This window comes from Simiduia curdlanivorans (assembly GCF_030409605.1).
In the GTDB taxonomy this organism is placed as follows: domain Bacteria; phylum Pseudomonadota; class Gammaproteobacteria; order Pseudomonadales; family Cellvibrionaceae; genus Simiduia; species Simiduia curdlanivorans.
This window is the reverse complement of sequence record NZ_JAUFQG010000004.1, coordinates 1,824,566-1,851,195: the sequence shown is the minus strand read 5'-3', so window position 1 is coordinate 1,851,195 and position 26,630 is coordinate 1,824,566. Positions and strand designations below refer to the sequence as shown.

The following is a 26,630-nucleotide window of genomic DNA, read 5'->3' as shown; positions in this document are numbered from 1 at the left end:
ACCACGGAGCTCATACCATGAAAACGGATAATAAGAAAACCATTTTAATTACCGGCGCTACCGACGGCATAGGCTTAGCCACAGCCAACAAGCTGGTAGCGATGGGGCACGAGGTATTACTGCACGGGCGCAATCAAGAAAAACTAAATGCCGTGGTGCAATCGCTCACGCAGTTACATCGCAACGCCGTTATTAAAAAATTTACAGCAGACTTTTCAGAGCTGGGTGACGTTGTAGCGCTAGCCAATGCGGTAACCGCGCAACACAAAAAACTGGACGTGCTAATCAACAATGCCGGCGTACTAAAAACACCCATTACACGCACAAGCAACGGCCTCGATGTACGCTTCGTGGTCAATACCCTAGCGCCCTATCTGTTCACACAGCGGCTATTGCCCTTAATGGATAAGCAAGCGCGGGTTATCAACCTATCTTCTGCGGCCCAAGCTAAAGTCAACCTTAATGCACTAAACGGTGATCAAGCTCTTGCAGACATGGAAGCCTATGCGCAAAGCAAACTCGCGTTGACACTTTGGTCGCAACACATGGCTGCCAAGCTAAAAACCACGGGCCCAATCATTATTGCGGTAAACCCCGGCTCACTACTGGCCAGTAAAATGGTAAAGGAAGGTTTTGGCATTACCGGTAACGAGATAAATATCGGCGCCAACATTTTAATTAAAGCGGCGTTCGATACATCTTTCGCAACAGCCTCTGGTAAATACTACGACAACGATGCCCAGCGTTTCGCAGCACCACAATACGACAGTGACAAACCGGATAAGATAGCGGAGCTGATTCAGGCCATGGAAGCGCTTCTAACAAGCGTCTAATACTGCAACACGACTATTCGCGCCAATAACTATCGAACACCTTTATTTGCTCGCGCAGACAATCAGCCTGCTGAGGCTGAGCAGCAAACACCTAGATAAGCAGGAATTTTTCTATGATATTGAATAGCCCTTAACCACTATTTCAGTGGCAAAGGTGTTAGAAAAAGATAGCGTAAACCACAATACTACCAACGAATATCATCTGTGCCAGAAAAACTAAGACAAAACCAATGCCACCTTTACTGGTTTCATCCATGGCATACAGCAGCGGTTTAAGGGCGAGTAAAAATACGATAACGCCGGCCGCTAAACTCCACCAATAGTGGGTCGAATAAAATGGCAATATGGCCAAACCTAACAGCAATAGGACGGCAGCAAGCATGGTACCGTCTTTGCGCCGGGCCATTAATAAGCTTACCGGTATAAGCAAGCCATAAGCCCACCACAACCAAGCTGGGAAACTATTCAGCACACGTTCAACCAACGGGGCATTAGCTGTGGATAATTCGCTGACAGAATCATCAACAGCGCTGGCCAAAGGCCCCTCGTGCAGAAAAATCAAATACCCGATACCCACCAGCAAGGTAATACCAGGGCCCATCAGCCTTTGTAGTTCCAGACTGTGATTAAGCAAATTCAGTCTATTAAGGCCATACACCGCGCAACAACCAAGCGCCCACAACGCCATAAAACCGGCAAAGTTCAGCCAAAAATCTTGCGGATAAAAGAACACCAAAAACGGCGACAACATCAGCACGGCATCGGTTACTGGCTCTTTTTGCTCGGCACACTCCAACCCGTTAAAAGTTTCAAGGCGCTCGACACCGTTGCCGTCCAGGCTAAGATCGCGATTCACATCGTTTTCACCACGGCTTCCAGCGCCATCCACATCAACAGTTTCATCAACTGCTAATTTACGTCGATAGGCTTGAGAGTCGGCGATAAGTGCCGCCACCAAGGCGGCGGCGACACATAGGTAGGTATAAAATATCGACATTATTGCTCGTTGGAACGCCCAGCACGCAACACCAGTTCAGATACCGCCTTGTGCATACGAATAAAAACGGTGCGAATTAAATTGAGGGTGATGTTCGTTGTTTCGGTAATAACAATACCAATTAATTGCGCCAAGCGCTTCATCAAACGCACCACCCAATGGGAAACCGCTTTACCAAATTCATAGGCGCGCTGCATTAAAATCGCCAACCTATCGAGAATGGTAAAGGCCGTACTACCTGTCATCACCAGCGAAATACCGGCGAGTTGCGCAACCTTTTTAACCACCCACATCACCGCATCGCCCGCGAGCTGCGCTGTACTCAGGGTGAGGCTGACAACACTGTCGCTTTCCAACCACTGCTCTACGCTACGCGTAAGGTTAGGCCGTGGGCGCAATCTACGAAGTGCATCCCAGTCGCCTTTAGTTTCACCTGCGGAAATAGATTTTATATAATTGCCCATCTTGTGATAGGCGGCTGGATTAAGCGCTAAACCAGAGTTCAATAAAATATCGCCTGGGCCACCGTCGGGCACATGCATAAAGGGCCAGGTAGGAACCATCGGTACCGGGTCAGTTTTGTGGTATACCCGAAAGACATTGTCGCGGCCAATACGACGCGCCGAACCCTCAGCAAAGAACTGCAGGCCAACCCGCGGGCTACCAAAGGTATATAACTTGGTCCGGCGACTGGAAATTTTCCGCAGATAATCTGCAACCAGCGTCGCCAATGCACCCCCTAAGCTATGGCCAACACAATGGAGCGTGTGAACCGACGGCGGCAATGACTTAATAAATTGATCTAAATCTGGGAGAAAAGATTTAAACGTATAATAGAAGCCTTGATGGACTTCGCCGCCCGTAACAAAACGCTTTATTCCTGCATTAAGATCAGTTAACGCATCAAATCCACTCGCAGTACCTTTAAGGGCGATAATAGCATGGCCTTCGTACTCATTAATGCCGCAGGCCGCCACCCCCATGGTGTGCTCACTTTTTAAAAAAAGAAAGGCACCGGTTTTGCCACTCAAAGTTTCACTTTCAGACATGAGAAAATCTTTTTTATAGATTTTCTTAAAATTTTCACGTAACAATGTGGTTTTTACATCGTAAACATCCGATGCTAAATTAGCCGCGTAAGCGGGAGCAAGATTTTCCATTTTCTATTCCCAAGTGCATTTTGTAAAAAAAGCCGAACCAAAATCTCTGTGCAACTGTTCTTCATCATTAAGCTCGCAGCGAAAGTTCAGCGGCTTACCGCCCAACTCCGAGTTTATCGCAGAGTCTCGCTTTGAATTTGACCACACCTCTATTTCTTCACCCTCTACAACAACGATAATTTGTTGCGCCACAACAAACTCCGCCGGTATAACTTGAACTATTGTGCGTCGACGAACCTCTGGAAAGTTGACTTTCCCCTCAGCATCAGTCGTTGACTCATCCTGCTCAATGGTTGAATGCTCCCAGCGTCTTACAACGTTAGCGCCAACTACTGGCTGCCCATCTCGATAAATTTGCATAGAGACAGGAGAAAAAAAATAAGCCTTACCGGCATCCAATATAGACATAGGGGCTCCACTTTGAGAACAAGCTAATGAGGAAAATGCAATTAGCGTAATGAGATAGATATTTCGAATGGATTTCACGGGGCTACCTTGCTGTTTTTGTTAGTTCAGGCGGCAGCGCCATAGGCATACTGAGCGTAAGGTAATTTATGTAACGAGCAGGATTGTAGCAGTTCACGGCCCAGAGAAAGAGCTGACTGCAAGCAGTGCGATGAGATGAATTTGGCAAGACCGCTCCTTAGTCTAGTGCGCAATAAGACGGCTGAGAAACGCGTCTACGTTGAATCAGACGATTCTATAGGGCTTAGTCCATTTGTCGATGAAAAATCATTAAAAAGCATATTATGAGGCACGTAAGTACCAAGCAATTAACACCTAAGCTACAGCGCCTAAAATCAAGGGTTTAGCGATCAATTTGTCACCCGCAAACGCGCATCTTCGATCAGGCAAACGAGCGCATGACGATTAATGTGACCCTTATCACAGGTTTACGGCCAGCCAAGGCCAAGCTTTCAACCTCAAGGCGCGTCGATAACATTTTCAAACTGTAATCGGTGGTGGTTTTTCTGCCGTCAAGCAAGAACCCGTGACCACACAGCCGATGGACAACACTAGCCGCCACTTAACGCTTGAAACACAAACAGCGTATCCTTTTCCCCGACACGATCAGAAAGACCATTGCGGTCTATCAAAAGATTATTATTGACGCACAGGTTCACGTGCCGACGCAGGCGCCCTTGTTCATCTAACACGTAATCGCAAAAGCCCGGCACCTGGCGCTCCACCGCCGCAAGCACCTCGGCCACTGAACCAGCCGGCAAGGAAAGTTGGGCATTTTCCAGTTGTGGAAAAAAGCGGTACAGATGGCGAGTCACTTCTAAGCTGGCCATGCCTCTACCCAAAACGCACGGAGTAAACCGGCGGAAAGTTATTGCCTAAACACTGCCAGCTGTCCCCTCTATCTTCCGATAAATACACATTGCCGGTGCTGCTGCCGAAACACAGGGTATCGCCGGAGACATCCAAGGCGTGACGCAACACAATATCGTAAGCATCTTGTTGCGGCAGGCCAGCTCTTAGCACCGTCCAGTGCTCGCCGCCATCGCTGGTTCTTGCCACGCACAAACCGCCATCAAGGGCCATGCGTTCTGAATCTGCGCGTGCCGGCACCACCCAAGCGCTTTTACCATCTTTCGCATCTACCGCAACGGGGAAACCAAAATGCACGCCCTGTTCTGGCTTGCTCACCTTGCGCCATTGCTGACCACCGTTATCGCTGTAAAACACGCCGCAGTGATTTTGCTGCCAAAGGTGATTAGGCGCGCCGGCACAGGCGCTTACATAGTGCGGGTCGTGGCCCCATTCCGCCTCTGGGTCGGGCAAATAATCCATCAACATGCCGCGGTTGCGCGGCGCCCAACTCTGGCCGCCATCTAAAGACTCAAGCACGCCGGCCGAAGACACAGCCACATACAGGTGATTGGCATTCTGCGGGTTGACGATAATGGAGTGAATTCCCGGCTCAAATACGCCGTAATCAATACTCGCTGGCGTGCCGCCCCAGGTGTTTTCGCTGCTTGCCTCACCAGCAAATAAATCGCCGCCACGGCTAGGGTGATCCCACAAGGGGCGATTCAGCGCCCAGCTAGTGCCGCCATCGTCGGAGACAAACAGGCCGCCGGGAATGGTGCCCGCGTAAAGTCGGCCGGGCTGACTGCTATGGCCGAAGGCCAGGTGCCAAATTTTATAGACCGCTGCGGGCGAATACTCGGGCGCGCCCGAGGGTTCTTCGGCATCTGGGGTGGGTAAAACCTTGGTGATGTAGCGCGCATCTTTTGGGTACTTGAGGCTGGAAATATCCTCCCAGCTGGCGCCATCGTCTTTCGAACGCGACAGCTTCGGCCCCCAATGGCCGTGATCCAGCGATGCCCACAGGGTACCGTCGCGCGGGTCTTGGGTGGCAAAGCAAACGGGTATACCGGCATGCTCAATCGGCCGAGCCCGCCAACCCGCCTCGGTTTTATCAATAATGACGCAACCCTTGCGGGTGCCAAGCAATAGTTTGTTTGCCATAGCGCTTCCCTCTTATTTAACCTATCTCTATTTAACCAACCGCTACTTAACCAACCTCTATTTAAACCAGCCACAACATTACGCCGCTAAACGCACAGCGCACAAGATCATTAATCTAGTCTAGCGGCTAATGGCTGGCTAGTAGGTAAGCCACAAAGTCAGACCTACGCCTGAATAAAATCAAAAGCGACTGAGCGCACGTTATCCCAATGCATCAAGCTTGAAAAAGTACGCGTCGTAGCGGGAGTGATTCTGGCCCAGCAAATATGTGGTTAACGCGGAGCGCGTTAGCGTTTGGTTTGGTTTGGTTTGGTTTGGTTTGGTTTAGCTATGTACGAGTTTAAACAGCTTATGCGCCACAGGGGGCCACTTTGAATTTTGGCGCTTGAAGCTTGGAGCTTGAAGCTTGAAGCTTGGCTAGTTTTTCAAAAAATGTCGCATTTCCCCCACATCAATTAAGCGAAAATCAAATTCAAGTGAACAAAAACTTTTCATTGATGTGGGGTAACACGGACCCAAACCTATACAAACATGAGGCCTAAGTATGGCAATTTTTATCTGCCAGCCATGGCCTTCACATCCCCAGAGGACAGCATCTTCCCGCCTATGCCCCAATCGCCAGTTTTAACTTCATTAATTTTTACCCAAGTTACACCGCGTAAATTCTCACCTTCTATGGCAACCATAGTATCGGTGACATTGCGAATCATATCCTGCTTTTGCTGAGCGGTAAAAACGCCTTCGATGACATCAATATTTACCAGTGGCATCATTTTCTCCTTGCTATTACCTAGTGATTTATCGAATCTCAATAGTGACCGCTGAAAAACTAACTGGCCAGTGTAGAAACTGAACCACATGCGGTACTTTTTTTGTACTAGCCGCAACTCAACCTCGGCCCTATACTGGATCAACACTTGACGCCACTTATACGAAAAGGGAATGTCAATGCAAAGTTATAATCAATTCTGCCCAATTGCCAAAGCCTGTGAAGTACTTGAACCGCGCTGGACCCTGCTCATTCTTTGCGAAATGTGGTCTGGCTCTAGTCGCTTTAACGAAATTAAACGCGGCGTGCCCAGCATGTCGCCGTCGCTACTATCAAAGCGACTCAAAGGCATGGAAGATCTAGGATTAATAACGCGCGAAGAGCTGGACGGCAATATAGACTACAAAATCACTGAAATAGGTCACGAGTTAGGGCCCATCGTGTTTGCTCTGGGCAAGTGGGCGCATCGCAATATCGATGCAGAAGTCACGCTAGAGAAGCTAGACGCCAAATTACTGATGTGGAACGTGCGTCGCAAGGTTGATATCTCGCCATTCACCACCACAAAAAAAGTGATTCAATTTGTATTTACAGAGCTTGGAAAGGACAAACGTAATTTTTGGCTAATATACAAACCTGGCTGCAGCGTAGATTTATGCACCAAAGACCCAGGCTTTGAAGTTGACCTGTGCGTAATGGCAGAACTAAAAGCACTAACCTCCGTATGGATTGGCCTCTCTGAATTAGCCGATGAATTACGACATAAAAAAATTGTACTACTCGGCGACAAACACCTGGCCGCAACCATAGACCAATGGATGGTGAGAAGTGACTTTGCACCTAAGTTGAAGATCGCCTGAGTTGAAGATTTATTGAGCTGAGGATTTCCTAAATTGAAGGCCACCTAAGTTGATTAAGGCAATAGCGCGCGACACCTTTTCCGCTCTTCGTTACCTAGAAAATGCAGGCTGTTAATTGCGGCTCTCCAATTAACCACAGTCGTAACAATAACCCCTTGCAAAAATAACTCTTGCCCAGCCGTTGTTTTCCACATTGGCGCCCCCATCTAGGCAAGACGCCCAGCAGCCAGCCGGTTGCGGCACCTGCAACACCTCAGAGGATAACCCCATGATATACGACTTGACCGTTGTACAGTTCAGTAAAATGCTCACCAATTTAAGCGCCATTTTGGACAAGGCCGCGGCATTTGCCGAAACAAAAAAAATCGCCCCTGAGGTATTGTTAAACTCACGCCTAGCGCCAGACCAATTCAACCTAACACGGCAAGTACAAATTGCTTGTGATACCGCCAAACTAGGTGCAGCGCGCGTGGCGGGCAAGGCCGATTCAGCACCCAAGCATGAAGACACAGAAACGACCTTGGCCCAATTGCAAACGCGTATTCAAGACGTGATCGCTTATCTAGCCACCTTCACGCCGGCTGACTTCACCAATGCCGCCAGCCAAACGGTATCGCAACCGCGCTGGGAAGGAAAAACCTTGAGCGGCGTCGAATTTGCCATTCAACACGCCACACCCAATATCTATTTTCACATCAGCACGGCTTACGCCATTTTACGTCACAACGGTGTTGATGTAGGCAAGAAGGATTATCTGGGCGCCATGCCCTACAAATCTTAATACTCACGAAAAGGCTAGCGGCCGCTTATGTGCGGCCTTTATTGTTACATTATTTATCCGCTTTCTTTCGGAGCTATCAATTAGCCAGCACTAAAATCGTGAAACGTTAATTCGCATTGGTGTTCTTTGCGTTCAGTGATTGCGCAATTGCCCGGAAGGCAGCAATGGCAATATCTGTGTTTTCGTAATTATTGGCCATAAAATTTCGATCGGCACTGTTTTTTACAATCACCACATCATGCTTGCGATCCACATAGATATACTGGCCGTAAATTCCGATGGCTAAAAATTCTTGATCGGGGTTCTCTGGCAGCCACCATTGATAGCCGTAACCAAGTTTGGTATTGGCGCTATCGCGCTTGCCGGGCATCAGATGCGGCGCATCTGGGGTAATACTCTTCTCGATCCAATCTGCAGGTATAACCTGCTGGCCATTAACAACACCCTTGTCGCGATACAGCATGCCCAAGCGGGCGTAGTCGCGGCTTATGAGGTTTAAACCGCCCAACACCATGGGCTCACCGGTGCTATCTGTGATGTAAATAGCATCCTGTTCGGAACCGATTTTTGACCAAAGATTTTCGTGGAAATAATCAACAATCGATTTTCCAGTCGCCGCCCGCAGCACCATGCCAATCACGTGAGTATCAATGCTCACATAGTGCATAAAGGTACCCTGTTCGCGCCCAGAGGTTAGCGATGCCGCAAACTCATCAAAGCTGCCACCCAACGCCATCACGCGACCAAAGCGATTTATGTCGCTGTTAAAATCGCCATAATCTTCATTGAAGTACACGCCGCTAGACATCTGTAAAACATTCTTAATCGTTACGCCGTCATAACCGCTACCCTTAAGGCTGGGCACATAGTCGGTTACCGGCGCATTTAAATCTTTGATCGCACCCGCTTCTACCGCCACGCCGAAGATGGCACTGAGAAAGCTTTTCGCCATAGACCAAGAAATTCGATAGTCCGTGGCTTGCGTGCCCTGATAATAACTCTCATGCGTAAGTGTATTGCCCTGAATCACCACTAAAGCAGTGGTGCTGGAGTCGGCTAGAAACTCGCTTAAGTTTCGCGCCTCGCCTTGATATTGGAATAGATCCGGCAAAGGCTTTTCATCCACAGCGAAGCGATTCACTGGCCCTTTGCGAGGTATCACCTTGCTAGGCGCGATATCGCGCATATGGGAGAAATTATGCACAATCACATCGGCATCAAATAGATGTACTGTGTGGTAAAGCTGGCGAATTTCAGTTGAAAATAGGCCTGCTAAGAGTGCCACCAACAACACAACAACCACGCCAACTTTTTTTACTGGGCCAAAACCATTCATACCAAGATATCCACTGCTTTTATTTTAATTTGAATTTTTTATCAAGTTTAAGCCTGAAAGTAATCGCGAATCCACTGATAAAGCTGTTCAGACGTAAGCTCACCGATTGCAATTTTTTCATACCCTGGTTCCGGGTCTGTATCGCGCATGCCAAACTGATAAGTCGCCATATCCGGTACAGCGTCTTGCAGGATGATAAAAATTCGCTTGTTGGCAACCAAACATTCAATGGTAATCACATCCGCACCAATACCACTGGCGCGCATCTGCCGATTAATGCCCACCACTGGATTAATGCTGGCAAAGTCTTTTTGAATGCGTGCATGCGCTTCAGTTAGCGCATCCGATAGTGCGCTTAACTGCGGGGTGAGGGGAAACTGTTGCTTAGTCATGTCGTTTCGTCATATTGGGTAGTCGTATTGTTGAGTCATAGGGCTTAGCCATGCTGTTGGTTATAGGGCTTAGTTATTCTATTTAGTCAGGCTTTCTAATTTTACGCTTTGATAGGTGCGAGCGCCTTCACCAATAGCAAAATCTCGTGGCTGATGCTAATCAGCTCTTTGAGCAACTGCGGGTTTATTTCCAAGTGCCCCTCATACTCGGCCAAATTCCGCGCATGATGGCATTTATCTAACACGCGCCACTTAGCTCGATCCAATGCCAAGGTGTGTTCTAAACATTGAAACACTAAATAGCGGTTATCCGAGCGATAGCCATGCCAACGCAATGCCGCTAGAGCCAACGCATGGGCAGCACCATAGGCGAGAGAAAATTGGCTGTCTTCACTAAGCCCTTTAATTAAAGCATCGGCCAATTTCGTTTCGGCTGCGCGCAACATACCAGAAAATTCTCTAGCGTCGGCCGGCTCTACTTTTAACTTCTGTATTTTGACGAGGTTATCGAGTTCTTTCATGTGGCTTCCTAGCCGATGATGAATTACCACCCTAGCGCTTATTCATCCAATAAATTTATTGTGGTTTGCGCCGTCACTTTGGTTAAAAAATTCTGCCCCTCCTGCAAACGCTGCTCAAATTCCTGGGGCGAGTAAATTGTCGGGTTCACCGTCCGCTGCAATTGAGACTCAGCCGGGTCTAGCAACGCCATGATGTCACTGTAACTTAAATCCTCACCCACCAGCATGACATCAATATCACTGCCGGCATGATCTTCCCCCTTTGCCACTGAGCCGTAAATAAACGCCTGCTCTAGCCTAGGTAAAATAGGGGACAAAGCTTGTTGCAGCACACTGCGCGCGCCCAAGGTCTTTTGTACTATGGCCACCAGCTCATTAAAAATGGGCGCGGCTTTATTGGCTTGGTAGTGGTTTTGGTTGCCCTGTTTCGTCACCACCAACAAACCCGCCGCCACCAACTTAGTAAGCTCACGATTAATAACCCCCTTGCCCATATCGGCTAGGCGGATCACCTCATTTAAATAAAAGCTTTTCTCCGGTTGACCAAAAAGCAACGCCAATACCTTTTGCTGTGCCTTGGTAAAAAGTGCGCTTCCAATACCCCTACTCATGCCATCCACCAAAAAGACCCAATTTGGGAACTTTAAACCCCAATTTGGGAACTGTAAACCCCAAATTGGGTACCTTTTTTACATTAAGCACCAGTAAAAGGACCCAAATTGAGTCTTTTAGGCGAAAGTTTGCAGCTGGCACAGAACAGGCTTGGCTTCAGCTCACCACCTAGAACCACACGCCAGCCCCTATTGCCCATCGGCCGGGCTTATCCGATAGCAATAGATGGGTGATCGATAAAGATCATCCAAGCGAAGGGTGGTTTCGGGCTGATAAGACGGCAAGGCAAAGGTATTGCTGATGAGGTAGCGAGGCGCGATTTTCTGTTCAGCCAACTTGGTCGCGAGCGCCGCCATACCGGCGGGAAACAAATAGCAAACAATCACCGAGGCGGAGGATAAATCTGCCTTTAAAAAATCTTCTCGATACACGGTTACATTTTTTAGCCGCATGCATTTACTTATCAACACCGTCACCAACCAGGGCAACAGTGACAACTCATAACCCACCACTTGCCGGTTTGGGTATTGCAGCGCCAAGCGAACAACCAAACTACCCCAACCACTGCCCAAATCCACAATCGGCCCGTCACCGGCACTCTCCACCAACTGCAGCATCGCTCGCCGCGCCTTTTTAGAACTCGGCATGGGCGATATACCAACCACCAATGTGCTCCACAGAATTGAAATCCCAATGAGTAAAAGCAGTGTGATTAGGCTGAGTTCGAAGGCTGACAATGTTTGGCTCTTGGTGGTGAGAGGTCAGTGCTCATTAGACCAGTAATTGGCTATGGTGACAAAAGATGTACAGAGAGTAGCCAGGACAAATAAGGGTTCGATTGGGCAAGCCATTTTTCATGATGGACATAGAAATACGCCCCAACGAAAGCCCACCCAACGCTTGTCCAACTACATCGCCCTGCGGGAACCTAATGTTTACTTCTTGTCTGATCCAGAATTGATTAGCTTGCCTAAAAGCCGCAAAAAAGATAGCAAAAAACAATCGACAACCGCTATTTTTTTGACGCGAACCGATAGATACTAACCAAGGTTAAAGAGCTTTTAACAGCCAAAAGGAGATAACATGTTAAGGATATGCATTTTACTGTTCGTGAGCTTGCTGACGCTTTCAGCCTATGCCCAAGTCGAAATAAAGGCGGTAAATAAGGCGGAGATTGGGGCTGAACTGATTGTAACCTTGTCCGGGGCTATCGCTGATAAAAGCTTTATCACCATTGTGAAATCAGGCGCAGAACAAGGCAGCTACAACAACTATGTTTATGTGCAAGGAAAAACACAGCTCACACTATTGGCGCCTTCGGTAGAAGGTAATTACGAAATTAGGTTATTAGCGCCAAGTTCGCCTTATGCAACCTTGGCCAAAACGGCGCTTGTATTAGTACAGGCAAAGGCCAGCATTGAAGCACCTAGCTCAGTAGCCGCTGGTGCTAACTTTGAGCTGCGCTGGAGCGGGCCAAACAACACAAGAGATTATCTCGCCATAGGAAATACCGAGCAGGATTACATCACCTATCAATATACGAATAAAGGCTCACCACTGTCATTTATTGCACCGGATAAACCAGGCCAATACGAATTACGTTATTTTTTGGCCAGTGGCGATACCGTTATCGCACGCAAGCCAATCGATGTCACTCCGGTAACGGCAACTATTAATGCTCCCCAAACTATAGAGGCGGGCAAGGCCATCGCCATTACCTGGCAAGGACCGAACAATAAGGGCGATTTTATTTCAATCGTGCAAAAAGGCGCGCCTGAAGGGACCTATAACAGCTACGCTTACACCCAAAAAGGTAACCCCTTAACGTTAAATGCGTCAGACTTTCCTGGTGAGTATGAAATTCGCTATATGAGCGGTCAAGCATACGCAACACTCGGCACTCAAGCTCTCGTGGTAACAGCAGCTTCGGCCACCATCAATGCTCCTGACCATGCACAAGCAGGCACAGACATTTCCGTTAACTGGAGCGGGCCAGATAATAACGGGGATTACATTACTATCGTGCCCGCCAATAGCGAGGAAGGCGCTTGGCTCAACTACACCTATACCCGAACCGGGCAACCGCTTACATTAAAGGCGCCGCAAACACCGGGTAACTATGAATTGCGTTATTCCACCGGCGCAAGCTACGCAACATTAGCCCGTAAAAATATTCGCATCGAGCCGTCAAAAGAAAAACCAGGCAAGTTACTAGCAAGCGTAAAACAGACGGCAATGGAAAAGACCTCCATTGCCATCATATTAGATGCATCCGGCAGCATGCTGCAGAAAATGGACGGGCAAAGGCGAATCGATATTGCCAAAGACACCTTATTAAATTTAACCCAAAATCACATTCCCGAGCAAACACCCTTTGCACTGCGAATTTTTGGAAAAGAAGTAGGCTCTTGCCAAAGTGATTTAGAAATACCCCTTCAACCCCTTAACCGCGTAAACGTAGCGAGCAAAATTAAAGCCATTAATGCCCAGAACAATGCCAAAACACCGATAGCCGCATCGATAAAAGCGATAAGAGAAGATTTGGCTAATGCCGGCAAGGAAAAACTTGTCATACTCATCACCGATGGTGAAGAAACCTGCGAAGGCGACCCAGCTGCTGAGATAGAAAAACTGAGTAGTAAAGGCATTCATATCAGGCTAAACATTATCGGCTTTGCGATCGACGACACACAATTAGCTGCGCGATTTGCACATTGGTCCAAGGCGGGAAATGGTGTTTATCTCTCGGCTAAAAATTCATCTGAATTAGGCAAGGCTCTAAACGACGCATTGCAATACGTTTACGAAATAAGAGGCGTAAAAGACGAGCTCATTGGCGAAGCGCCATTAGACAACAAAACATTCAGCTTACTACCTGGCGAGTACAAGGTGCGACTAAAAGGCCTACCGGAAACAGAAAAAACCGTTGTTATCGAAGCGGACGAAACAACAAAAATAGAATTCTAAAAACTGGGGCGATATGGTCACCCAGTTTTTAGCAGGTTGCTACATACACCTAACGGCCGCTGCGCAACTCGCCATCATTACCGTTAGTTTAAAAACAAATCGTCGGGAGCGATTTGATCCGCGTTTGCGCACGAAATGACAGGCACATGGAGGTGACTGGGGTAATCAGGCGACTGCGTAAAGGGGATAAAATCAACAGCTACAATCTATAGCCAAGATCAAGAGCAGAAGCCATTGCTACGAGTCAAAGGCCTTACCTTTAACTTGAAGAGAATTTTCGTGTGCTACTTTTACATTGGTGAGGTTAAGTCTTCTCGGAATAACACAGCTTCAAATCCTTGCGCCTGCACGGCATCTTTGAATGCTTGGCTGCAATAAACGCCCATACGGCGATCATAGTCTGTGCGAAATACAGGTGCTGTGCCCAGCTTAGCCTCATTAAATTTTAATGCGGCAATATCCATCACAACGCCATCCATAACATTACGCGAACTTAAAGACTCATCAATGCAGTTATAAATGGTGGTTGCGTTGTATATATACCAATCCACGCCATTAACATGAATCGGTAAAAACTCACCGAAGGGTGCAAGTAATGGCTCTAGTGACTGGAATGCGGCAGCACTCAAAACCATATTGCCAACCCAGTCAGAAATTTCTGGTAACTTACCTTCGCTATTGTCGTTATATCGATTGTAAAAACTCGCCTCTAATGGGTGCCAAATATCTTTTAGCGGCTCTCCTTTTGGGTAAGTGACAGCACCTAGCTTTTCTTCTAGTGCATCGGCAGACACGATTAAAGACAGGTATGATTTCAGCCTGTAGGTTAATTTATAAACTGACATTACAGATCATCCTCAAAGGGTAGTCCTTGGCCTTTACGCATCATAACGTACTCAGGGTGATGACCTTCGTGTAATTTTAACTATGACAGGGCCAATATCTCAAAGATTTTGACGGCTGAATTTTTCGGAAACCATAATTGCGACCAAAGTACCAGATTGGAACGGAAGGCACGTTTACTTATCTGCCAAATCTTGATCATTCCCTCAATATTCAAGTGATCGGCTATCCGCCGCAGCAGCCATGTTATACAATCCACGGCCAATTTAAGGTCTCGAAGGGAGTCAAGATCGATGGCGTTTCGTAAGTTTCTTTTACTTCTTTCACTAGCTACATTCCTTGCATTAGGCGCTTGTACTAACGAGCAAAACGAAAACGTCTATAGCAACCAAGGCTTTTCTATTTCACCGGCGCCTGACTGGGTATTCTCACGGGATGATAACCCCTCATTACTGGGCGGCCGAGAAGTCGCGTTTAAAATAGGCGAGTTTTCCTCAATAAGTTTTTATATTCGCGATAAGTCATTATCACTGCCTGAGTTTTCTGCTCACATGCTCGAAAAGACCTTACTCGCCGATAAAAGTAACCCGAGTGACATCACTAAAGACATAAACTCGAAAATTTCCGGTTTTGCCTCTCGCGAACTAATTATCAGCTCTCACCTTATAGATTCCTACCAAACAGAAGCCATTTTCGTGGATGTCCCCAAAGGCAAGCAACAAGTCTTTGGTGTACTTTTTTTGGCAGACAGCGATCAGTATGACTTCAGAGATGAACTAAGCACAGCTATTGAATCAATAGAGGTAACTCGTTAAAAACCAAGGAGGGTAAATGGAACACTACAATGGACGTTTAATTGGTGAGCTAAGGGTTGGAAAGCATCTAACTTTGTCCTCAAAAAATTCCATTTTATGATATCACAATCCAGCATATACGATATTAGGGCCGCTATTCAGGCTGAAATGCCACTGACTACCGTCCCCTAAAGAGAACTGTAACCTGAATACTCGATAAGGGAATATCAAATGACTGACAAAGCGCACTTAGAACTATTGAGTAAACTTACCAAAGAATTCAATAGCCTTGCAGAAAATCATTCACATTTGGCGCATAGCGCAGTAAGTCACCCAGAAAGCCCCCACTATGCATTAAAATTTTACGCATCAATCAATCCTATCGGGAGCGAATTAGAGCACAAAAAACCCGCCACACTGGAAACTGTTGACTCATGGGAAAAGTTAAATGGGGAGCTTGGTCTGCTTGTATTTCTCGGTGAGCACGGGCCTGAAATGGTGAGGGAATACTTAGACCAACATGTATATTATGACAATCTCTACTTTTACACGAAAAATACCATTTCGAGATGCGAAATCTATCATAAAGATGGAACCTCAAAATCAATCAGCATTCAAAGATTGATCCTTGATGACACTGGCAAACCAACGGTTATGCTAGAAATCAATCAGGGTAGTCCACTCATAACCACCTATAGAGTTTCCGAGGAAAAAATGTATGTAGCTTCGTGCTATCCTTTTGAAGGAGCGTGGAAAAAGCACCAAAATCTCACAGTATCTTATTTGGATGAAAAAATCCTGTACATTGTCGACGAAAAAAGCGGCGCCCACCTCTACAGCCTTAACGATCAAGATTCCGATCTAGACTCCTTAATTGACAAATACCACAACACTGCACTTGACCTAATAATCAGTGGATTATCGGACAGCCCACCAGAATTTAAGGATGTCTGTGGTGTCGTTCTTGAATATATGACAGAAAGCCCCTTCCCGCCTAGTATCGGCCTTCCAACCTATGGCGAGAGAGAAGGTAAGCAATACGAAGACTATGCGCTAGGCTGGTTAAATGCAGCGGAACTACATAACTTTTACGAATGCGAATTCTTTAGCAGCAACCGAGATTGCGAGACGATTAATGCAAGACTTCGCGAACTTGAATACGAGGAAGTACAAACGATTGCCGAAAGATTTTATATTCGATTATCAAAATCAATAACGACATCGAAGGATATAAGGAAAATACTTGATACTCGAGCGGATTTTTTCTGCACTGCTCATGACTACCGGTATGGTACAGATCTCGACATCTTAGAAAAGTATGTAAGCAAAGAGCTACTTAACGCATGTGCGATGGAAATTAAACGCTCCGAAGACGCCGACGCAAAGGCTGTTGCCAGCAACCCCAATAGAGCTGAAGCATACCGTTTGTTAGAGATTGGGTCGGTAAAATTGCCGGCATTAGTTAATGCATTCAATTGCGGAAAATATGAACTTAGGTATGGGGTATATGGGCAACTATCTATCCGGCCAATCAGTTTAGAGCAAGGGTCATTTGAGATAAATAAGGATACGGCGACCATCTCTCCAGCCTCTCTATATAATGACTACCGAATTTACCACTTGAACGATGGCCAATTGCAGGCGATCACCTATATGAGCGGATCTGAGGCACACCAGCGTACGTACTTTGGCCAATCGGAAGAAGGCATTGAACAGATTGAGGTTAACTTAAACACTGGTGAGGTTGTTCGCTACAAATTTCTGGAAATGCGCAACGGAAAAGCCATCAAATATGTTGCTGTGGATGAAGTTATTTTTAATTCTGAAACCTATGAATACGAAGGCGATACCATTTCGAGAATAACCATGCTGCAGGACTACATCGAGTTTCCGACCGACCCAAGTCAGCTGGACTACCTACTAACCTATAATGACGCTGGCGCACTACTGGAAGCCAGCAGCATTCAGGATAAACTGGATGGCTCGCCAAAGTATACGGCAGAATATCGAGAGTTAGCTCCTCTGCTGGATGAATTACTTAGTCTATATACAGAAGCGTCCGTGAAACTGGTGGCTCTGTCTGAACTGGAGGATAATATTTTGCTAATATTTTCGCCTGCTGCCCAATATCGCTTTCCTTTCAACGTGTACATAGAAGGAAGTGATTACAGAGCGTTAGCCGGCGAACGCGAGCTGAAAATGGGCGAAAAAATCAATCGATTAAATGTAAGAATTATTGAACGCAGCAAGTATCAGGATATAAAGGAACAAAGCCATATAGAAGGCTTATATGAATGGCTTTCCGAGCGATTGACTTTCAGTATTTCTATGTCGATAGGACAGCGGGTAAAAATTCGTTTCAGCTCTTGCGCAGAATCTCGCAAGCCGCTGCCTTCGGTGCATTGAACACGGTGCTTACAGCGTTATTCACGCGAATTCTCTAGCAATGAATGGGGCATCCAGTACTTCATTCATTACTATCAACTTAGTAGTACCTACGCCGCTGAACAATAGTGATTCGGTACACAACGTAAACCGAATATTGTATTCACGTTACTTTCCTGCAAGGTGCTACCGATGTTTCTACGATACCCGTCTGCCTTCCATCCAACATTTAACGACATAAGGCACCATACTACCCGCTTTGGCCTTGAGGAATTGATAACCATATACAGGCTTCTCAATCTCCAACCCGATAATAATTTTTTCCGCGTGATACCTAGCCTTTTTAATCAGTCCAGACGCAGGAAAAACACTCAGCGATGATCCGACAACCAATACCCGCGACGCGACGGCAATGTGACTGCGTGCGCTATCGTAGTTATTGATTTTCTCACCAAACCAAACCACGTGTGGCCTAAGCTGGCTTTGGAGCTCACATTTTTGACCGTAACGAATGCCTTCACTACCCTGCTCGTAGACCAAACTCGAGTCAACTGAACTTCGCATTTTGGTAATTTCGCCATGGAGGTGAATCACGTTGGTAGAACCGGCTCTTTCGTGTAAGTTATCGATATTCTGTGTGACAACCACCACTTCATACCGCTCTTCAAGTGACGCAATCGCGCGATGGGCAATATTCGGCTCTGCGGCAGTAATTTCCTCTCTCAGCTGATTGTAAAAATCCAAGACGAGCTCTGGATCTCTAGCCCAACCGGCAAGAGTCGCCACATCATCGACCAAGTGATTGTTCCATAAGCCGTCAGTGCCTCTAAAGGTATTCAATCCACTCTCGGCACTAATACCAGCACCTGTGAAAACTACTACTTTATTTCGGTCAATTTCTTTAGCCATAAAAGCGACTATTCCTTCCAGTTTATAAAGGCTGAGCTAATAACGTTATTGACTAGTATCACTATCAAGCGCTTCAAGTATCTCCAGCAATAGATTGATAACATCTAGATATAGATGGATTGAGTGACTTAGCGCATTGTCCCAATTATTCTGTTCCGGCGATGACGCCTGCGCAAGGGCGTTGAAATCACCAATTAAATAGAGACCAAAAAGTAGGCTCCCTGCAACAGCCTTTAGGCGTAAAGCGGCATTGGGTAAATAGATCACGCCTCTGCCAATACCAATAAGGAGAAGTAATACTAAACAGCTGAACAACCAAGGCGCCATAAAGAAGAGATCCACATGAACTGATAGACCGACAAGGGCACATAGAAGAGTTATGCTCGCCGTTAACGCCAAAGCCTTTTCAGCCACGTTTTCATTGATGTAAATAAATATAAAGCCAAAAGTGAAGCCGAACGTTAAAGACCATACGCAAAACAAGCCTATACCCGTGTCGGCTGATCGCTGAAAAAAAGCGATCAATACCAGACCAACAACTACGTTGGCAATAAAGTTTCCCATATAAAACATAGGAACCAACGAGCCAGTAGGGAATAAATCAAGAGCTCCATCCTCACACCTATTAGCGTCCACATTTCCAACGCCAGACCAATGACATACCCGAAAGTAGGTAATAACTGCCTGAGCACCTGCCCAGGTTATTAACAACTGAACAGACAATAGAATAATCGTTTTTTGAACTAAGGTATCAAACATTGGCAGGTCCACTTTCGCCATGACTAAATTCGTTAATAAAAATCATATGGCAGCGTGTTAGCGTTGGTTAGGCTATTGCGGATAATCATAAATTCTCTCGTCGTAATATTTGAATACTGAATGGAATCATGATCGTTCGATTCTATTGAAGAGAATGATCCGCTTTAGGATACCAATATCTATTGTTTCTCTACGAACTAGGTTCGGACGAAGGGTAGCGATTGAATATTTAGGATTAGTAAGTCGATAACAAATGAACATAAACGTCCCTATCTATGGTGAGGGCCAACTAACCAGCTAATTTCTTGGCTGGCTAATCAATAATTGAAAAGGCAGAGGCTCTATTGAATAATCTGTATTTACTCAATAATTCCGAAAAGACTACCCAGCCTTATTCGCGTAATATAGCAGAAAAGCCAAGTTGAAAGGCATAATGTCTATGGATGACAGAACATGTACGGCTCAAAATAAGGAAGCACGTAATGTACCGAAAGGTTAATACTTCGCATCGCATTATTAAATCGCCTTTGGAAGGTGATTTAGTTGCTTATGTGAGTGGCAGCCAACCATTCACAGCTTTTGCTTTAACTAAGCAAGGTTACCTCTATTGCGTTCATACCGACACAGGCAGTGCTACCAAACTATTAACCCTTGCCGAAGACGTTATGAAACCAACGTACCGCATTGAATTAACGGTCGGACATGATGATCGGTACCTTGCAATGACCTACCAGGAACAGAATAACCACGATTTAAACCGAGGGCTTATCCTTGACCTAAACAGCGGTGAAACGGTGATGCATGTGGATATTGGGGACTATCGAACCGGACATACACGGTTTCCCCTAGCCTTTTTTACTCACGACAATCAGCCCATTGTGATTCATGGAACCGATTGGAATCGAATCGATGCTACCAATTTATTGACGGGGCAATTGCTGACTGAGCGAAATTTGAGTGAGGCTCCCGAAGAACCAGATGAATGGAACTGTTTCAGTGAGTGGAACGGACATTTGGCTGTATCACCGGATCAACGGCGCGCCGCATGCCTAGGCTGGGTGTGGCATCCCATCGGCATGGTCTACAGCTGGCGCTTAGACAACTGGCTGAACGGTAATCCGCATGAAATAGATGTAAGCGAAGAAAAGAAGTCTCACGCAGCATGGGATTACTTCTGGGACAGCGAAATTACTTGGGTCGACAATTCTCGATTGGCCATTTGGTGTGGACATGAAATGGCGCAAGAAATCACAGAGCCACACGTCAGCATTGTCAACGTTGAAGACGAAACACAATACCTAATCATAGAGGGCCCCGAAAACAACTTCTACATCCAGGACGAGGTGCTGATTGCCAAACAGAAAGACATGATCGGATTATGGTGCTGCAACACAGGTACGCAACTAGGTCAATTTCAGGGTGAGCTTCAGCACTACCATATAGCAGACCGTGAATGGCTGCAGATTACTAACAATATTTGGCGATTCACTCGCTGGGACTTAGTACAAGATTCATAGCCCACGATATGACATGTGTATCATTGGCAAATACTGATCAGTTCGGAACAATTTTGATCCTAGCCTGCGTAAGCGTTGGCAGGCACAGAGATGTGGCCGAGACAAACAATCAGGCGATTGGGTAATAGGGTTGGATCAAAAGCTAAGAGCAATATCGAGAGCCAAGATCCAGTGCAACGATGGAAGCTGATACAACAAGTGACGGTATCAGAACATCATAAAGAAATCTTAGCGAGGTTTCCCTCAAATACCACACCACCCAGCTCATGTTTTTCAACAACATCTTTAAAAGCACTATCGCAGAGCAAAAAACTGTTGTGGGCAAAGCCTGGCTTGAACAACACCTTCCCTGCGACTTTATCGGCGAGTAACGTAAGCGCCTTAGGAATATGCATTGAGTCTTCAGCGTCAATTTCAAAGGTAGATTTACTACCGTCTACTGCATCTCCAGCAATGGACTCCAAGCAATTAAATACAAAAAATTCGTCTTCGAGCAGTAGAAATTCCCCTATGTTAGCCAACATAGGTTCTAGTACTGATTTTGCCTTCGTACTTAGCACCAGACAGGAGGAGTTCCACACAGAGATATCCGGCACTGCATTGGTCTTCGAGTCAGATTCGAAGGTCACAGAAACTGGGCGCCAGTCCGCTTTTAGCTTATCCAGCAATGTCTCATTTTTTTGCGGGAACCAAACCTTTACGCCGTCGAACTGCTTCCGCATAGCACGAAAATCGACGAAAGCCTCATGGTAGCCGTGAACGTTATTGATGAGTCTAAATGTTGTCATAGGGATTTCATAACCAACGGCAACGCTAAACAAACTAGATAGGGAAAAGGAAGGAGTTGGAGCGAAAAAAGTGACGGAGTGCTGTAACTGTGCACCCAGCCAATTACTGACTAGTACACAAACTCCCCCGCCTTATGAGCCGCGTTCAACTCCGCCACTTTCTGCTGCACATCCAATAAAGACAGGTCACGCCCACCGTTGGGCTGCGCCTGCAACCACTCAACTAACATTTTGCGAATATGGCCGGTTTGTTCAATACAAAACTGCGGTTTGCTCACCCAAACAGGTGAGCTAAAATTCGCTGGAGGGGTGTACCAATAGCAATAGGAGTAGTTCTTTGAAGTCAGGTAACCGTCAAGGATAAATCCCATTGGCAAACGCACAACAATTGTTACAATACTCAGGATAATTGCGACATGCACCGTTCGCTCATAATGCTTACCTGTGTCTTTATCAATCAACCTTAGAACCAATGCCCACGCAAGAATAAGAAATACAGTTGTAGCCATTGCAGCTGGAATTGCCCAAGGAGACAATGCAACTACCAGTGAGGCCTCTTGCAGCAATTTCCAATTCTGGATAAATTGAGGCAAGGTCATAAACAAAATCACATAGACAATACCTATGCTGACTAATATGAAAAAAACACACTTAATTCGATAGAAAGGTGTTTTTTCTTCCAAAGCAATAGCCATATCAGTAGCCATGGGTCTTTCCTATGTAGGGCACGCCGAATAATCTATGCATGAAACCAATTAGATCTTTATTCGCATGATTGAGCCCACGCTTTATTTCACAAGTACCTTCAGGGCAGCAACGCAACCTTTCGGGAAGGTTTTTGTGGAATTAGGGGCGGGGAATACGAATGGATATCCTGACTTTTTGTCTAATAAAGACTAAGCGAGACTCAACAGAATCCGACGTCACTATTGTGTTAATAAACAACAAAATTACGCTCCCGCGCGCTTACTTTCACACTCTATGCCAACGTTATTAAATGCAATCTAAACGGAGCCAGGATAAAATATTTCGCGGGTGTTACGCGACTCAATTAATGCTCGCATTACTTTTAAAAACTCCACGGGCTGCCGCTCTAATAAGCTAAGACGGTCAACGTATTCGCCTAGTAATGGCTGAACTAAGAAGTACACCATATCGCAGCCCTGTAGTTTGTAACGTAGCGTGTGCCATGTCGTAGGGCATTTCTGCTTCAACTCTCTACTGTGTTTAGCTGCGGTCCCCAGAAAGCCTTGTGATTTAAGCAGAGTGACCAAAGCGCCACCCAAGCTACCGCCGGCTTGTCTTCCCATTGCTCGAATTTTAGTCAGCTGACGTCTTAATTGATAATCCTTATCCGCATTGATTAGCATTTGCTTGGTTATTTTTGTCGCCAATGCCAACGCTATCGCTGCCACTAGCTTGCGGGCTATCTTTTTACCTGCTTGCTTCCCAATGAAACGTTGCGCTTTACCTGAGACAAAATCGTTAGCCTGCTTAAGGTGCTCTTCCGAAACACCGTCTTCCAGAAGTAAACGAGCCACTTTAAGTAATGTGACCCCATCGACATTGCCAGAATCACTTAACATGCCTGCTTCCTGAACCTCGAATAACACCCACTCCGGCAGTACCGAAATATAGTCATTTACTATAACCAGCACCGATCTCATTATTGGATTTTCAAGTACGCTTAAATCGAATTCAACCATTGCTACGAATGTAGATTTTAGCAATCCATAGGTGGCCCAGTTTTCCTCGCCTACCAACGAAAATTTCTCGGCCCCTTTGAGATGTAATCCCTCGGCTGTACGTTCGATACCAGCTGCTAATCGTGCAGGCTGATCAACTGTTTCATATTTAATACCGTCCGCGATACCTGAAACTACAGGGCTTATTTTATCCAACTCCAGCAATACATCACCCCAGGATGCGGGCTTTTTTAGCATGCGGTAAGCAGGTGTGTGGCAGCCAAAATTGCATTCCTGCCATTTTTTTGCAAGCGTGTCACTTCGATCAAAAAAGCTGATATTTGATGTACTCATGGCGCTGCGTCCATTGAGGTACCTAACTACACCTAACTCACTGATTAGCTCACCGCTATATTCACTCATAAATCCTCCTTGATCTAATTAGCTAAACGTATAGAGCTAACTACACGCTCTAACGACTCCAGTATATCGATGCGATCATCTTCCGAAATAATGGCCGCCAATATCACCGCCTCGGTTTTAGAAGACACATCGACGGTTATAACACGAGTGTTCATAGGGCCAAGGAAATTTGCAGTCACCTGCGAATCAATGCCTTGGCGGCCAGCAATATTGACGTCTTTTTGACTCTTTAGTTTGGTAGAGGATACTTCATCTTTAAGGAAGGCTGCTTCGAGGTACTTATCTGTGAAACCTTTCAGATCATGCCGATCATTAAAGTAAAAGGCTACGAAGGAAGCTTCCCCAAGTTTGAATGTAATTTCACGATCACCGTTGAAGGAAAAATCTTGATCGCGATCAAATTTCCAGGACTTTGGAAACTCAACTGAAAAACCCTTATGAGAGTACACATCAAAACTGCCTCGCTCAGCACAGCCTAGTGCGAACATCGCAGTTAATAGCAGAAAGATGAGTGTGAATCGGTGCATCACGATAGATAAAGAATCCATTCTTAGCAGTTGCTCCATATACGATGAGTCATATTCGCCGCATTGTAAGCTAATGGCAAATACTAGCCTACCTCCATAGTTCTAACTGGGACTGTCGAACCAGCATCATTGGCCTGTACATGTTATGTAAACCGCAACGGTGAAGTGACTTGCCTTGGAAGCTGTTGAGCCAAGCACAACCCCTTCAACAACGCACTCAATCACTGTACACACCCGCGTTCGAAGCCAGTACTCAACTGATAGATCATTCAAGGATCGCAGAAATGTACGAGGCAGCACGGTAAGCAATCATTGGACTGATAGTACAGCGGCTCGCGAGGCTATCAGTCCTTTACGAGCAGGTAAAGGCAGACGCCCTTGCAGAGAGAAGGCAATTGCTTGAACAGGGTTGGCAAGAATGGCAAAGCCTAGATAAAACGCCGGTATCGACCGGGGCGAGCCACCTTTATTTGGTGGGCAAAGAAATATGACCCAAAGAAAGCCCACCCGACTGCGTCGCCCTGCGGGAACCTGGTTTTTCACTCACCTAGCGGCCGCAGCGCAACTCGCCACCTTTGATACTTAATCAAAAGTGGCTCAAACAATCCTCGCTATTAATACCGTTAGCTGAGTAAAAACGGGCAATTGCAATTAGAGAATGTCAGTGCGTTAATTATTACCTTACCACACCCCCATACCTTGAACTGGCTCAGCTTGATTACCCCCTCCTTTTACTGCGCCCCAGAACAAACTGTATATTCATACATATAAAACTTGAATCGCTGGGTCAATTCGGGTAATTTAGCCCCCTATTTGACCCAGTTTCTAGAAGATGTCTCCCATGAATCAACAAGCGAAAAATCTTCATCTTAATGAGGCCTTACACCTATTTGAATTGTTTGACTGGTGGTACCCGCAAAAGCTGGTAGAGGAAACAGGCTTAAAAGCTGATCGGGTAAAGTATCTAATTAAGCTGCGTAAAGAATTCAAGACGGCTGCCAAAGAAAATCAATCGAAATTAACAATAGAGCAGACTTATATCCTTGAAAACTTCTCACAAGGTCTAAGTTTCCACGAGTATAAAAAGCTACAAGAATTACTACCTACTTCAGTGGACGGTAATAAATTTTTGTTTGTTGATCTATTTGCCGGTATTGGCGGAATAAGAAAACCTTTTAGTAAAGTTGGCGGGAAGTGCGTCTTAACCTGTGAATGGGATGAATATGCGCAAAAAACCTACAAAGCAAATTGGCAAAGCTGCGAAGAACACCAGTTTGTTTCCGATATAAAGACGATCACTCAACCCAAAGATCAAGACGACACTCCTCTTACCGGTAAGAAGCAGGCAAATTATATTGCGAAAGCCATGCCAGACCATGATGTATTGCTAGCAGGGTTCCCTTGCCAGCCATTTTCTATAGCTGGCGTATCCAAAAAAAACGCACTCAACCGTGTACATGGTTTTGATTGTCCAGATCAAGGGCAGCTATTTTTTGATATCTGCCGAATATTGATGGTGAAGCAGCCACCGGTAGCAGTTTTAGAGAACGTTAAAAATCTAAAGAGTCATAATAACGGCACTACCTTTCAAGTAATCAAAGAAGTCATCAGTAACCTGCCTGATCACCAGGAAACCCTGTTCAGTAAGAAGATATTTAAGGATAAGCAAGCTTACTGGATTGCCAACCTTAACGACGACAAACCTGATCCAAAAATCATTGATGGCATACACTATGTACCACAACACCGCGAGCGAATCGTATTATTGTGTATCCGTGCTGATATCGTTAAAAAACTTGATCTGGATAAAAAAATAGATCTCAGGGATATTCCAAAACCACAGTCACGACCTACCCTAAAGGACATTCTAGAACCAAATACCAAAGTTGACGATAAATACACACTAACTCCAAAGCTGTGGCAATACCTTTACAACTATGCCGCCAAGCACAAAGCCAAAGGCAATGGATTTGGCTATGGGATGGTCACACGCAATACAACGGATGTAACTCGTACACTTTCAGCGCGTTATTACAAAGATGGGTCCGAGATATTGATAAACCAAGATGACATGAAAACTGACAAGCTAAAATGTGGTCGACCGCGACGTATGACACCACAGGAATGCTCTCGTTTGATGGGCTTCGTTTCAAAGGATGAAGAATTCAAAATACCAGTATCAGATACTCGCGCTTACAAACAGTTTGGGAATTCAGTAGTTGTTCCTGTATTTCAAGCTGTAGCTGATCTAATTAGTCCGTATTTGACCACAATTATTAAAAGTAATGAATAAT

At 45.9% G+C, this 26,630-nt stretch carries 26 protein-coding genes; 8 read left to right on the top strand and 18 right to left on the bottom strand.

The genetic code is table 11. The features are described 5' to 3' along the window. Window positions 1-17 precede the first annotated feature (17 nt). The gene (locus tag QWY82_RS08260; protein WP_290261256.1) at window positions 18-833 is read left to right on the top strand and encodes an SDR family NAD(P)-dependent oxidoreductase; all 816 of its coding nucleotides are present in this window, start codon (window positions 18-20) and stop codon (window positions 831-833) included. Between the two features lie 157 nt (window positions 834-990). Here QWY82_RS08260 and QWY82_RS08255 read toward each other — a convergent pair whose 3' ends face one another. The 6 genes from QWY82_RS08255 to QWY82_RS08230 all read right to left on the bottom strand — a co-directional run bounded on the left by QWY82_RS08255 (window position 991) and on the right by QWY82_RS08230 (window position 6,238). After that, entirely contained in the window at window positions 991-1,830 is an 840-nt protein-coding gene (locus tag QWY82_RS08255; protein ID WP_290261254.1) for a hypothetical protein, read from the bottom strand. Further along, window positions 1,830-2,990: a lipase family protein gene (locus tag QWY82_RS08250; protein ID WP_290261252.1), complete on the bottom strand. Its 1,161-nt coding sequence runs from the start codon at window positions 2,988-2,990 to the stop codon at window positions 1,830-1,832. The genes QWY82_RS08255 and QWY82_RS08250 overlap by 1 nt, the downstream gene beginning before the upstream one ends. Before the next feature lie 3 nt (window positions 2,991-2,993). Then, a complete protein-coding gene (locus tag QWY82_RS08245) occupies window positions 2,994-3,476 on the bottom strand; it encodes a DUF6795 domain-containing protein (protein WP_290261250.1) in 483 nt (160 codons plus the stop codon). 530 nt (window positions 3,477-4,006) lie between these two features. Further along, entirely contained in the window at window positions 4,007-4,285 is a 279-nt protein-coding gene (locus tag QWY82_RS08240) for a MoaD/ThiS family protein (protein WP_290261246.1), read from the bottom strand. A gap of 4 nt (window positions 4,286-4,289) precedes the next feature. After that, entirely contained in the window at window positions 4,290-5,468 is a 1,179-nt protein-coding gene (locus QWY82_RS08235; RefSeq protein WP_290261244.1) for a WD40/YVTN/BNR-like repeat-containing protein, read from the bottom strand. Between the two features lie 554 nt (window positions 5,469-6,022). After that, window positions 6,023-6,238 (bottom strand): tautomerase family protein, encoded by a 216-nt coding sequence (locus tag QWY82_RS08230; RefSeq protein ID WP_290261242.1) that lies wholly within the window; start codon window positions 6,236-6,238, stop codon window positions 6,023-6,025. A gap of 178 nt (window positions 6,239-6,416) precedes the next feature. Here QWY82_RS08230 and QWY82_RS08225 point away from each other — a divergent pair, with 178 nt between their 5' ends. Together QWY82_RS08225 and QWY82_RS08220 are read left to right on the top strand one after the other, a co-directional pair. Then, window positions 6,417-7,097, top strand: coding sequence for a winged helix-turn-helix transcriptional regulator (locus QWY82_RS08225; RefSeq protein WP_290261240.1), 681 nt, complete (start codon window positions 6,417-6,419; stop codon window positions 7,095-7,097). A gap of 268 nt (window positions 7,098-7,365) precedes the next feature. Beyond that, on the top strand, window positions 7,366-7,878 hold the full coding sequence (locus QWY82_RS08220; RefSeq protein ID WP_290261239.1) for a DUF1993 domain-containing protein: 513 nt from the start codon (window positions 7,366-7,368) through the stop codon (window positions 7,876-7,878). Window positions 7,879-7,984: 106 nt separating this feature from the next. On the opposite strand, the gene QWY82_RS08215 is transcribed toward QWY82_RS08220, so the two are convergent. The 5 genes from QWY82_RS08215 to QWY82_RS08195 all read right to left on the bottom strand — a co-directional run bounded on the left by QWY82_RS08215 (window position 7,985) and on the right by QWY82_RS08195 (window position 11,386). Further along, a complete protein-coding gene (locus QWY82_RS08215; protein ID WP_290261237.1) occupies window positions 7,985-9,214 on the bottom strand; it encodes a serine hydrolase domain-containing protein in 1,230 nt (409 codons plus the stop codon). 47 nt (window positions 9,215-9,261) lie between these two features. After that, entirely contained in the window at window positions 9,262-9,606 is a 345-nt protein-coding gene (locus QWY82_RS08210; RefSeq protein WP_290261235.1) for a hypothetical protein, read from the bottom strand. 101 nt (window positions 9,607-9,707) lie between these two features. Continuing rightward, window positions 9,708-10,127, bottom strand: a complete 420-nt coding sequence (locus tag QWY82_RS08205) for a hypothetical protein (RefSeq protein ID WP_290261232.1) — start codon at window positions 10,125-10,127, stop codon at window positions 9,708-9,710. 38 nt (window positions 10,128-10,165) lie between these two features. Beyond that, the gene (locus QWY82_RS08200) at window positions 10,166-10,738 is read right to left on the bottom strand and encodes a nucleotidyltransferase domain-containing protein (protein WP_290261229.1); all 573 of its coding nucleotides are present in this window, start codon (window positions 10,736-10,738) and stop codon (window positions 10,166-10,168) included. A gap of 189 nt (window positions 10,739-10,927) precedes the next feature. Then, complete coding sequence (locus QWY82_RS08195) at window positions 10,928-11,386, bottom strand: class I SAM-dependent methyltransferase (RefSeq protein WP_290261227.1); 459 nt, start codon at window positions 11,384-11,386, stop codon at window positions 10,928-10,930. 436 nt (window positions 11,387-11,822) lie between these two features. Between QWY82_RS08195 and QWY82_RS08190 the strand changes: the two genes are divergently transcribed. Beyond that, on the top strand, window positions 11,823-13,706 hold the full coding sequence (locus QWY82_RS08190) for a vWA domain-containing protein (protein ID WP_290261225.1): 1,884 nt from the start codon (window positions 11,823-11,825) through the stop codon (window positions 13,704-13,706). A gap of 290 nt (window positions 13,707-13,996) precedes the next feature. Here QWY82_RS08190 and QWY82_RS08185 read toward each other — a convergent pair whose 3' ends face one another. After that, window positions 13,997-14,551 (bottom strand): imm11 family protein, encoded by a 555-nt coding sequence (locus QWY82_RS08185; protein WP_290261222.1) that lies wholly within the window; start codon window positions 14,549-14,551, stop codon window positions 13,997-13,999. 291 nt (window positions 14,552-14,842) lie between these two features. Here QWY82_RS08185 and QWY82_RS08180 point away from each other — a divergent pair, with 291 nt between their 5' ends. Continuing rightward, complete coding sequence (locus QWY82_RS08180) at window positions 14,843-15,364, top strand: hypothetical protein (RefSeq protein WP_290261220.1); 522 nt, start codon at window positions 14,843-14,845, stop codon at window positions 15,362-15,364. Between the two features lie 210 nt (window positions 15,365-15,574). Continuing rightward, window positions 15,575-17,749 carry a hypothetical protein gene (locus QWY82_RS08175; protein WP_290261217.1) on the top strand — a complete coding sequence of 725 codons (2,175 nt, stop codon included), beginning with the start codon at window positions 15,575-15,577 and terminating at the stop codon, window positions 17,747-17,749. Between the two features lie 177 nt (window positions 17,750-17,926). Here the strand turns inward: QWY82_RS08175 and QWY82_RS08170 are convergent, their stop codons facing one another. After that, window positions 17,927-18,637: an SIR2 family NAD-dependent protein deacylase gene (locus QWY82_RS08170; protein WP_290261216.1), complete on the bottom strand. Its 711-nt coding sequence runs from the start codon at window positions 18,635-18,637 to the stop codon at window positions 17,927-17,929. 45 nt (window positions 18,638-18,682) lie between these two features. Next, the gene (locus QWY82_RS08165; RefSeq protein ID WP_290261214.1) at window positions 18,683-19,417 is read right to left on the bottom strand and encodes a Bax inhibitor-1 family protein; all 735 of its coding nucleotides are present in this window, start codon (window positions 19,415-19,417) and stop codon (window positions 18,683-18,685) included. A gap of 461 nt (window positions 19,418-19,878) precedes the next feature. On the opposite strand from QWY82_RS08165, the gene QWY82_RS08160 reads away from it, so the two are divergent. Beyond that, window positions 19,879-20,913: a hypothetical protein gene (locus QWY82_RS08160; RefSeq protein WP_290261212.1), complete on the top strand. Its 1,035-nt coding sequence runs from the start codon at window positions 19,879-19,881 to the stop codon at window positions 20,911-20,913. 215 nt (window positions 20,914-21,128) lie between these two features. On the opposite strand, the gene QWY82_RS08155 is transcribed toward QWY82_RS08160, so the two are convergent. From QWY82_RS08155 to QWY82_RS08140, 4 genes are all read right to left on the bottom strand, one after another. Next, window positions 21,129-21,701 carry an imm11 family protein gene (locus QWY82_RS08155; protein ID WP_290261211.1) on the bottom strand — a complete coding sequence of 191 codons (573 nt, stop codon included), beginning with the start codon at window positions 21,699-21,701 and terminating at the stop codon, window positions 21,129-21,131. 110 nt (window positions 21,702-21,811) lie between these two features. Then, window positions 21,812-22,408, bottom strand: coding sequence for a DUF1240 domain-containing protein (locus QWY82_RS08150; RefSeq protein WP_290261209.1), 597 nt, complete (start codon window positions 22,406-22,408; stop codon window positions 21,812-21,814). A 297-nt stretch (window positions 22,409-22,705) separates the two neighbouring features. Continuing rightward, window positions 22,706-23,809 (bottom strand): cellulose-binding protein, encoded by a 1,104-nt coding sequence (locus QWY82_RS08145; RefSeq protein WP_290261207.1) that lies wholly within the window; start codon window positions 23,807-23,809, stop codon window positions 22,706-22,708. 14 nt (window positions 23,810-23,823) lie between these two features. Continuing rightward, the gene (locus QWY82_RS08140) at window positions 23,824-24,357 is read right to left on the bottom strand and encodes a hypothetical protein (RefSeq protein ID WP_290261206.1); all 534 of its coding nucleotides are present in this window, start codon (window positions 24,355-24,357) and stop codon (window positions 23,824-23,826) included. An 820-nt stretch (window positions 24,358-25,177) separates the two neighbouring features. Here QWY82_RS08140 and dcm point away from each other — a divergent pair. After that, a complete protein-coding gene (dcm, locus tag QWY82_RS08135; RefSeq protein ID WP_290261204.1) occupies window positions 25,178-26,629 on the top strand; it encodes a DNA (cytosine-5-)-methyltransferase in 1,452 nt (483 codons plus the stop codon). Window position 26,630 lies beyond the last annotated feature (1 nt).

Bases quoted from the DNA above. Each gene is read 5' to 3' on its own strand.
- QWY82_RS08260 (WP_290261256.1), top strand. From the start codon at position 18: ATGAAAACGGATAATAAGAAAACCATTTTAATTACCGGCGCTACCGAC.
- QWY82_RS08255 (WP_290261254.1), bottom strand. From the start codon at position 1,830: ATGTCGATATTTTATACCTACCTATGTGTCGCCGCCGCCTTGGTGGCG.
- QWY82_RS08250 (WP_290261252.1), bottom strand. From the start codon at position 2,990: ATGGAAAATCTTGCTCCCGCTTACGCGGCTAATTTAGCATCGGATGTT.
- QWY82_RS08240 (WP_290261246.1), bottom strand. From the start codon at position 4,285: ATGGCCAGCTTAGAAGTGACTCGCCATCTGTACCGCTTTTTTCCACAA.
- QWY82_RS08235 (WP_290261244.1), bottom strand. From the start codon at position 5,468: ATGGCAAACAAACTATTGCTTGGCACCCGCAAGGGTTGCGTCATTATT.
- QWY82_RS08230 (WP_290261242.1), bottom strand. From the start codon at position 6,238: ATGCCACTGGTAAATATTGATGTCATCGAAGGCGTTTTTACCGCTCAG.
- QWY82_RS08225 (WP_290261240.1), top strand. From the start codon at position 6,417: ATGCAAAGTTATAATCAATTCTGCCCAATTGCCAAAGCCTGTGAAGTA.
- QWY82_RS08220 (WP_290261239.1), top strand. From the start codon at position 7,366: ATGATATACGACTTGACCGTTGTACAGTTCAGTAAAATGCTCACCAAT.
- QWY82_RS08215 (WP_290261237.1), bottom strand. From the start codon at position 9,214: ATGAATGGTTTTGGCCCAGTAAAAAAAGTTGGCGTGGTTGTTGTGTTG.
- QWY82_RS08210 (WP_290261235.1), bottom strand. From the start codon at position 9,606: ATGACTAAGCAACAGTTTCCCCTCACCCCGCAGTTAAGCGCACTATCG.
- QWY82_RS08205 (WP_290261232.1), bottom strand. From the start codon at position 10,127: ATGAAAGAACTCGATAACCTCGTCAAAATACAGAAGTTAAAAGTAGAG.
- QWY82_RS08200 (WP_290261229.1), bottom strand. From the start codon at position 10,738: ATGAGTAGGGGTATTGGAAGCGCACTTTTTACCAAGGCACAGCAAAAG.
- QWY82_RS08195 (WP_290261227.1), bottom strand. From the start codon at position 11,386: ATGCCGAGTTCTAAAAAGGCGCGGCGAGCGATGCTGCAGTTGGTGGAG.
- QWY82_RS08190 (WP_290261225.1), top strand. From the start codon at position 11,823: ATGTTAAGGATATGCATTTTACTGTTCGTGAGCTTGCTGACGCTTTCA.
- QWY82_RS08185 (WP_290261222.1), bottom strand. From the start codon at position 14,551: ATGTCAGTTTATAAATTAACCTACAGGCTGAAATCATACCTGTCTTTA.
- QWY82_RS08180 (WP_290261220.1), top strand. From the start codon at position 14,843: ATGGCGTTTCGTAAGTTTCTTTTACTTCTTTCACTAGCTACATTCCTT.
- QWY82_RS08175 (WP_290261217.1), top strand. From the start codon at position 15,575: ATGACTGACAAAGCGCACTTAGAACTATTGAGTAAACTTACCAAAGAA.
- QWY82_RS08170 (WP_290261216.1), bottom strand. From the start codon at position 18,637: ATGGCTAAAGAAATTGACCGAAATAAAGTAGTAGTTTTCACAGGTGCT.
- QWY82_RS08165 (WP_290261214.1), bottom strand. From the start codon at position 19,417: ATGGCGAAAGTGGACCTGCCAATGTTTGATACCTTAGTTCAAAAAACG.
- QWY82_RS08160 (WP_290261212.1), top strand. From the start codon at position 19,879: ATGTACCGAAAGGTTAATACTTCGCATCGCATTATTAAATCGCCTTTG.
- QWY82_RS08155 (WP_290261211.1), bottom strand. From the start codon at position 21,701: ATGACAACATTTAGACTCATCAATAACGTTCACGGCTACCATGAGGCT.
- QWY82_RS08150 (WP_290261209.1), bottom strand. From the start codon at position 22,408: ATGGCTACTGATATGGCTATTGCTTTGGAAGAAAAAACACCTTTCTAT.
- QWY82_RS08145 (WP_290261207.1), bottom strand. From the start codon at position 23,809: ATGAGTGAATATAGCGGTGAGCTAATCAGTGAGTTAGGTGTAGTTAGG.
- QWY82_RS08140 (WP_290261206.1), bottom strand. From the start codon at position 24,357: ATGGATTCTTTATCTATCGTGATGCACCGATTCACACTCATCTTTCTG.
- dcm (WP_290261204.1), top strand. From the start codon at position 25,178: ATGAATCAACAAGCGAAAAATCTTCATCTTAATGAGGCCTTACACCTA.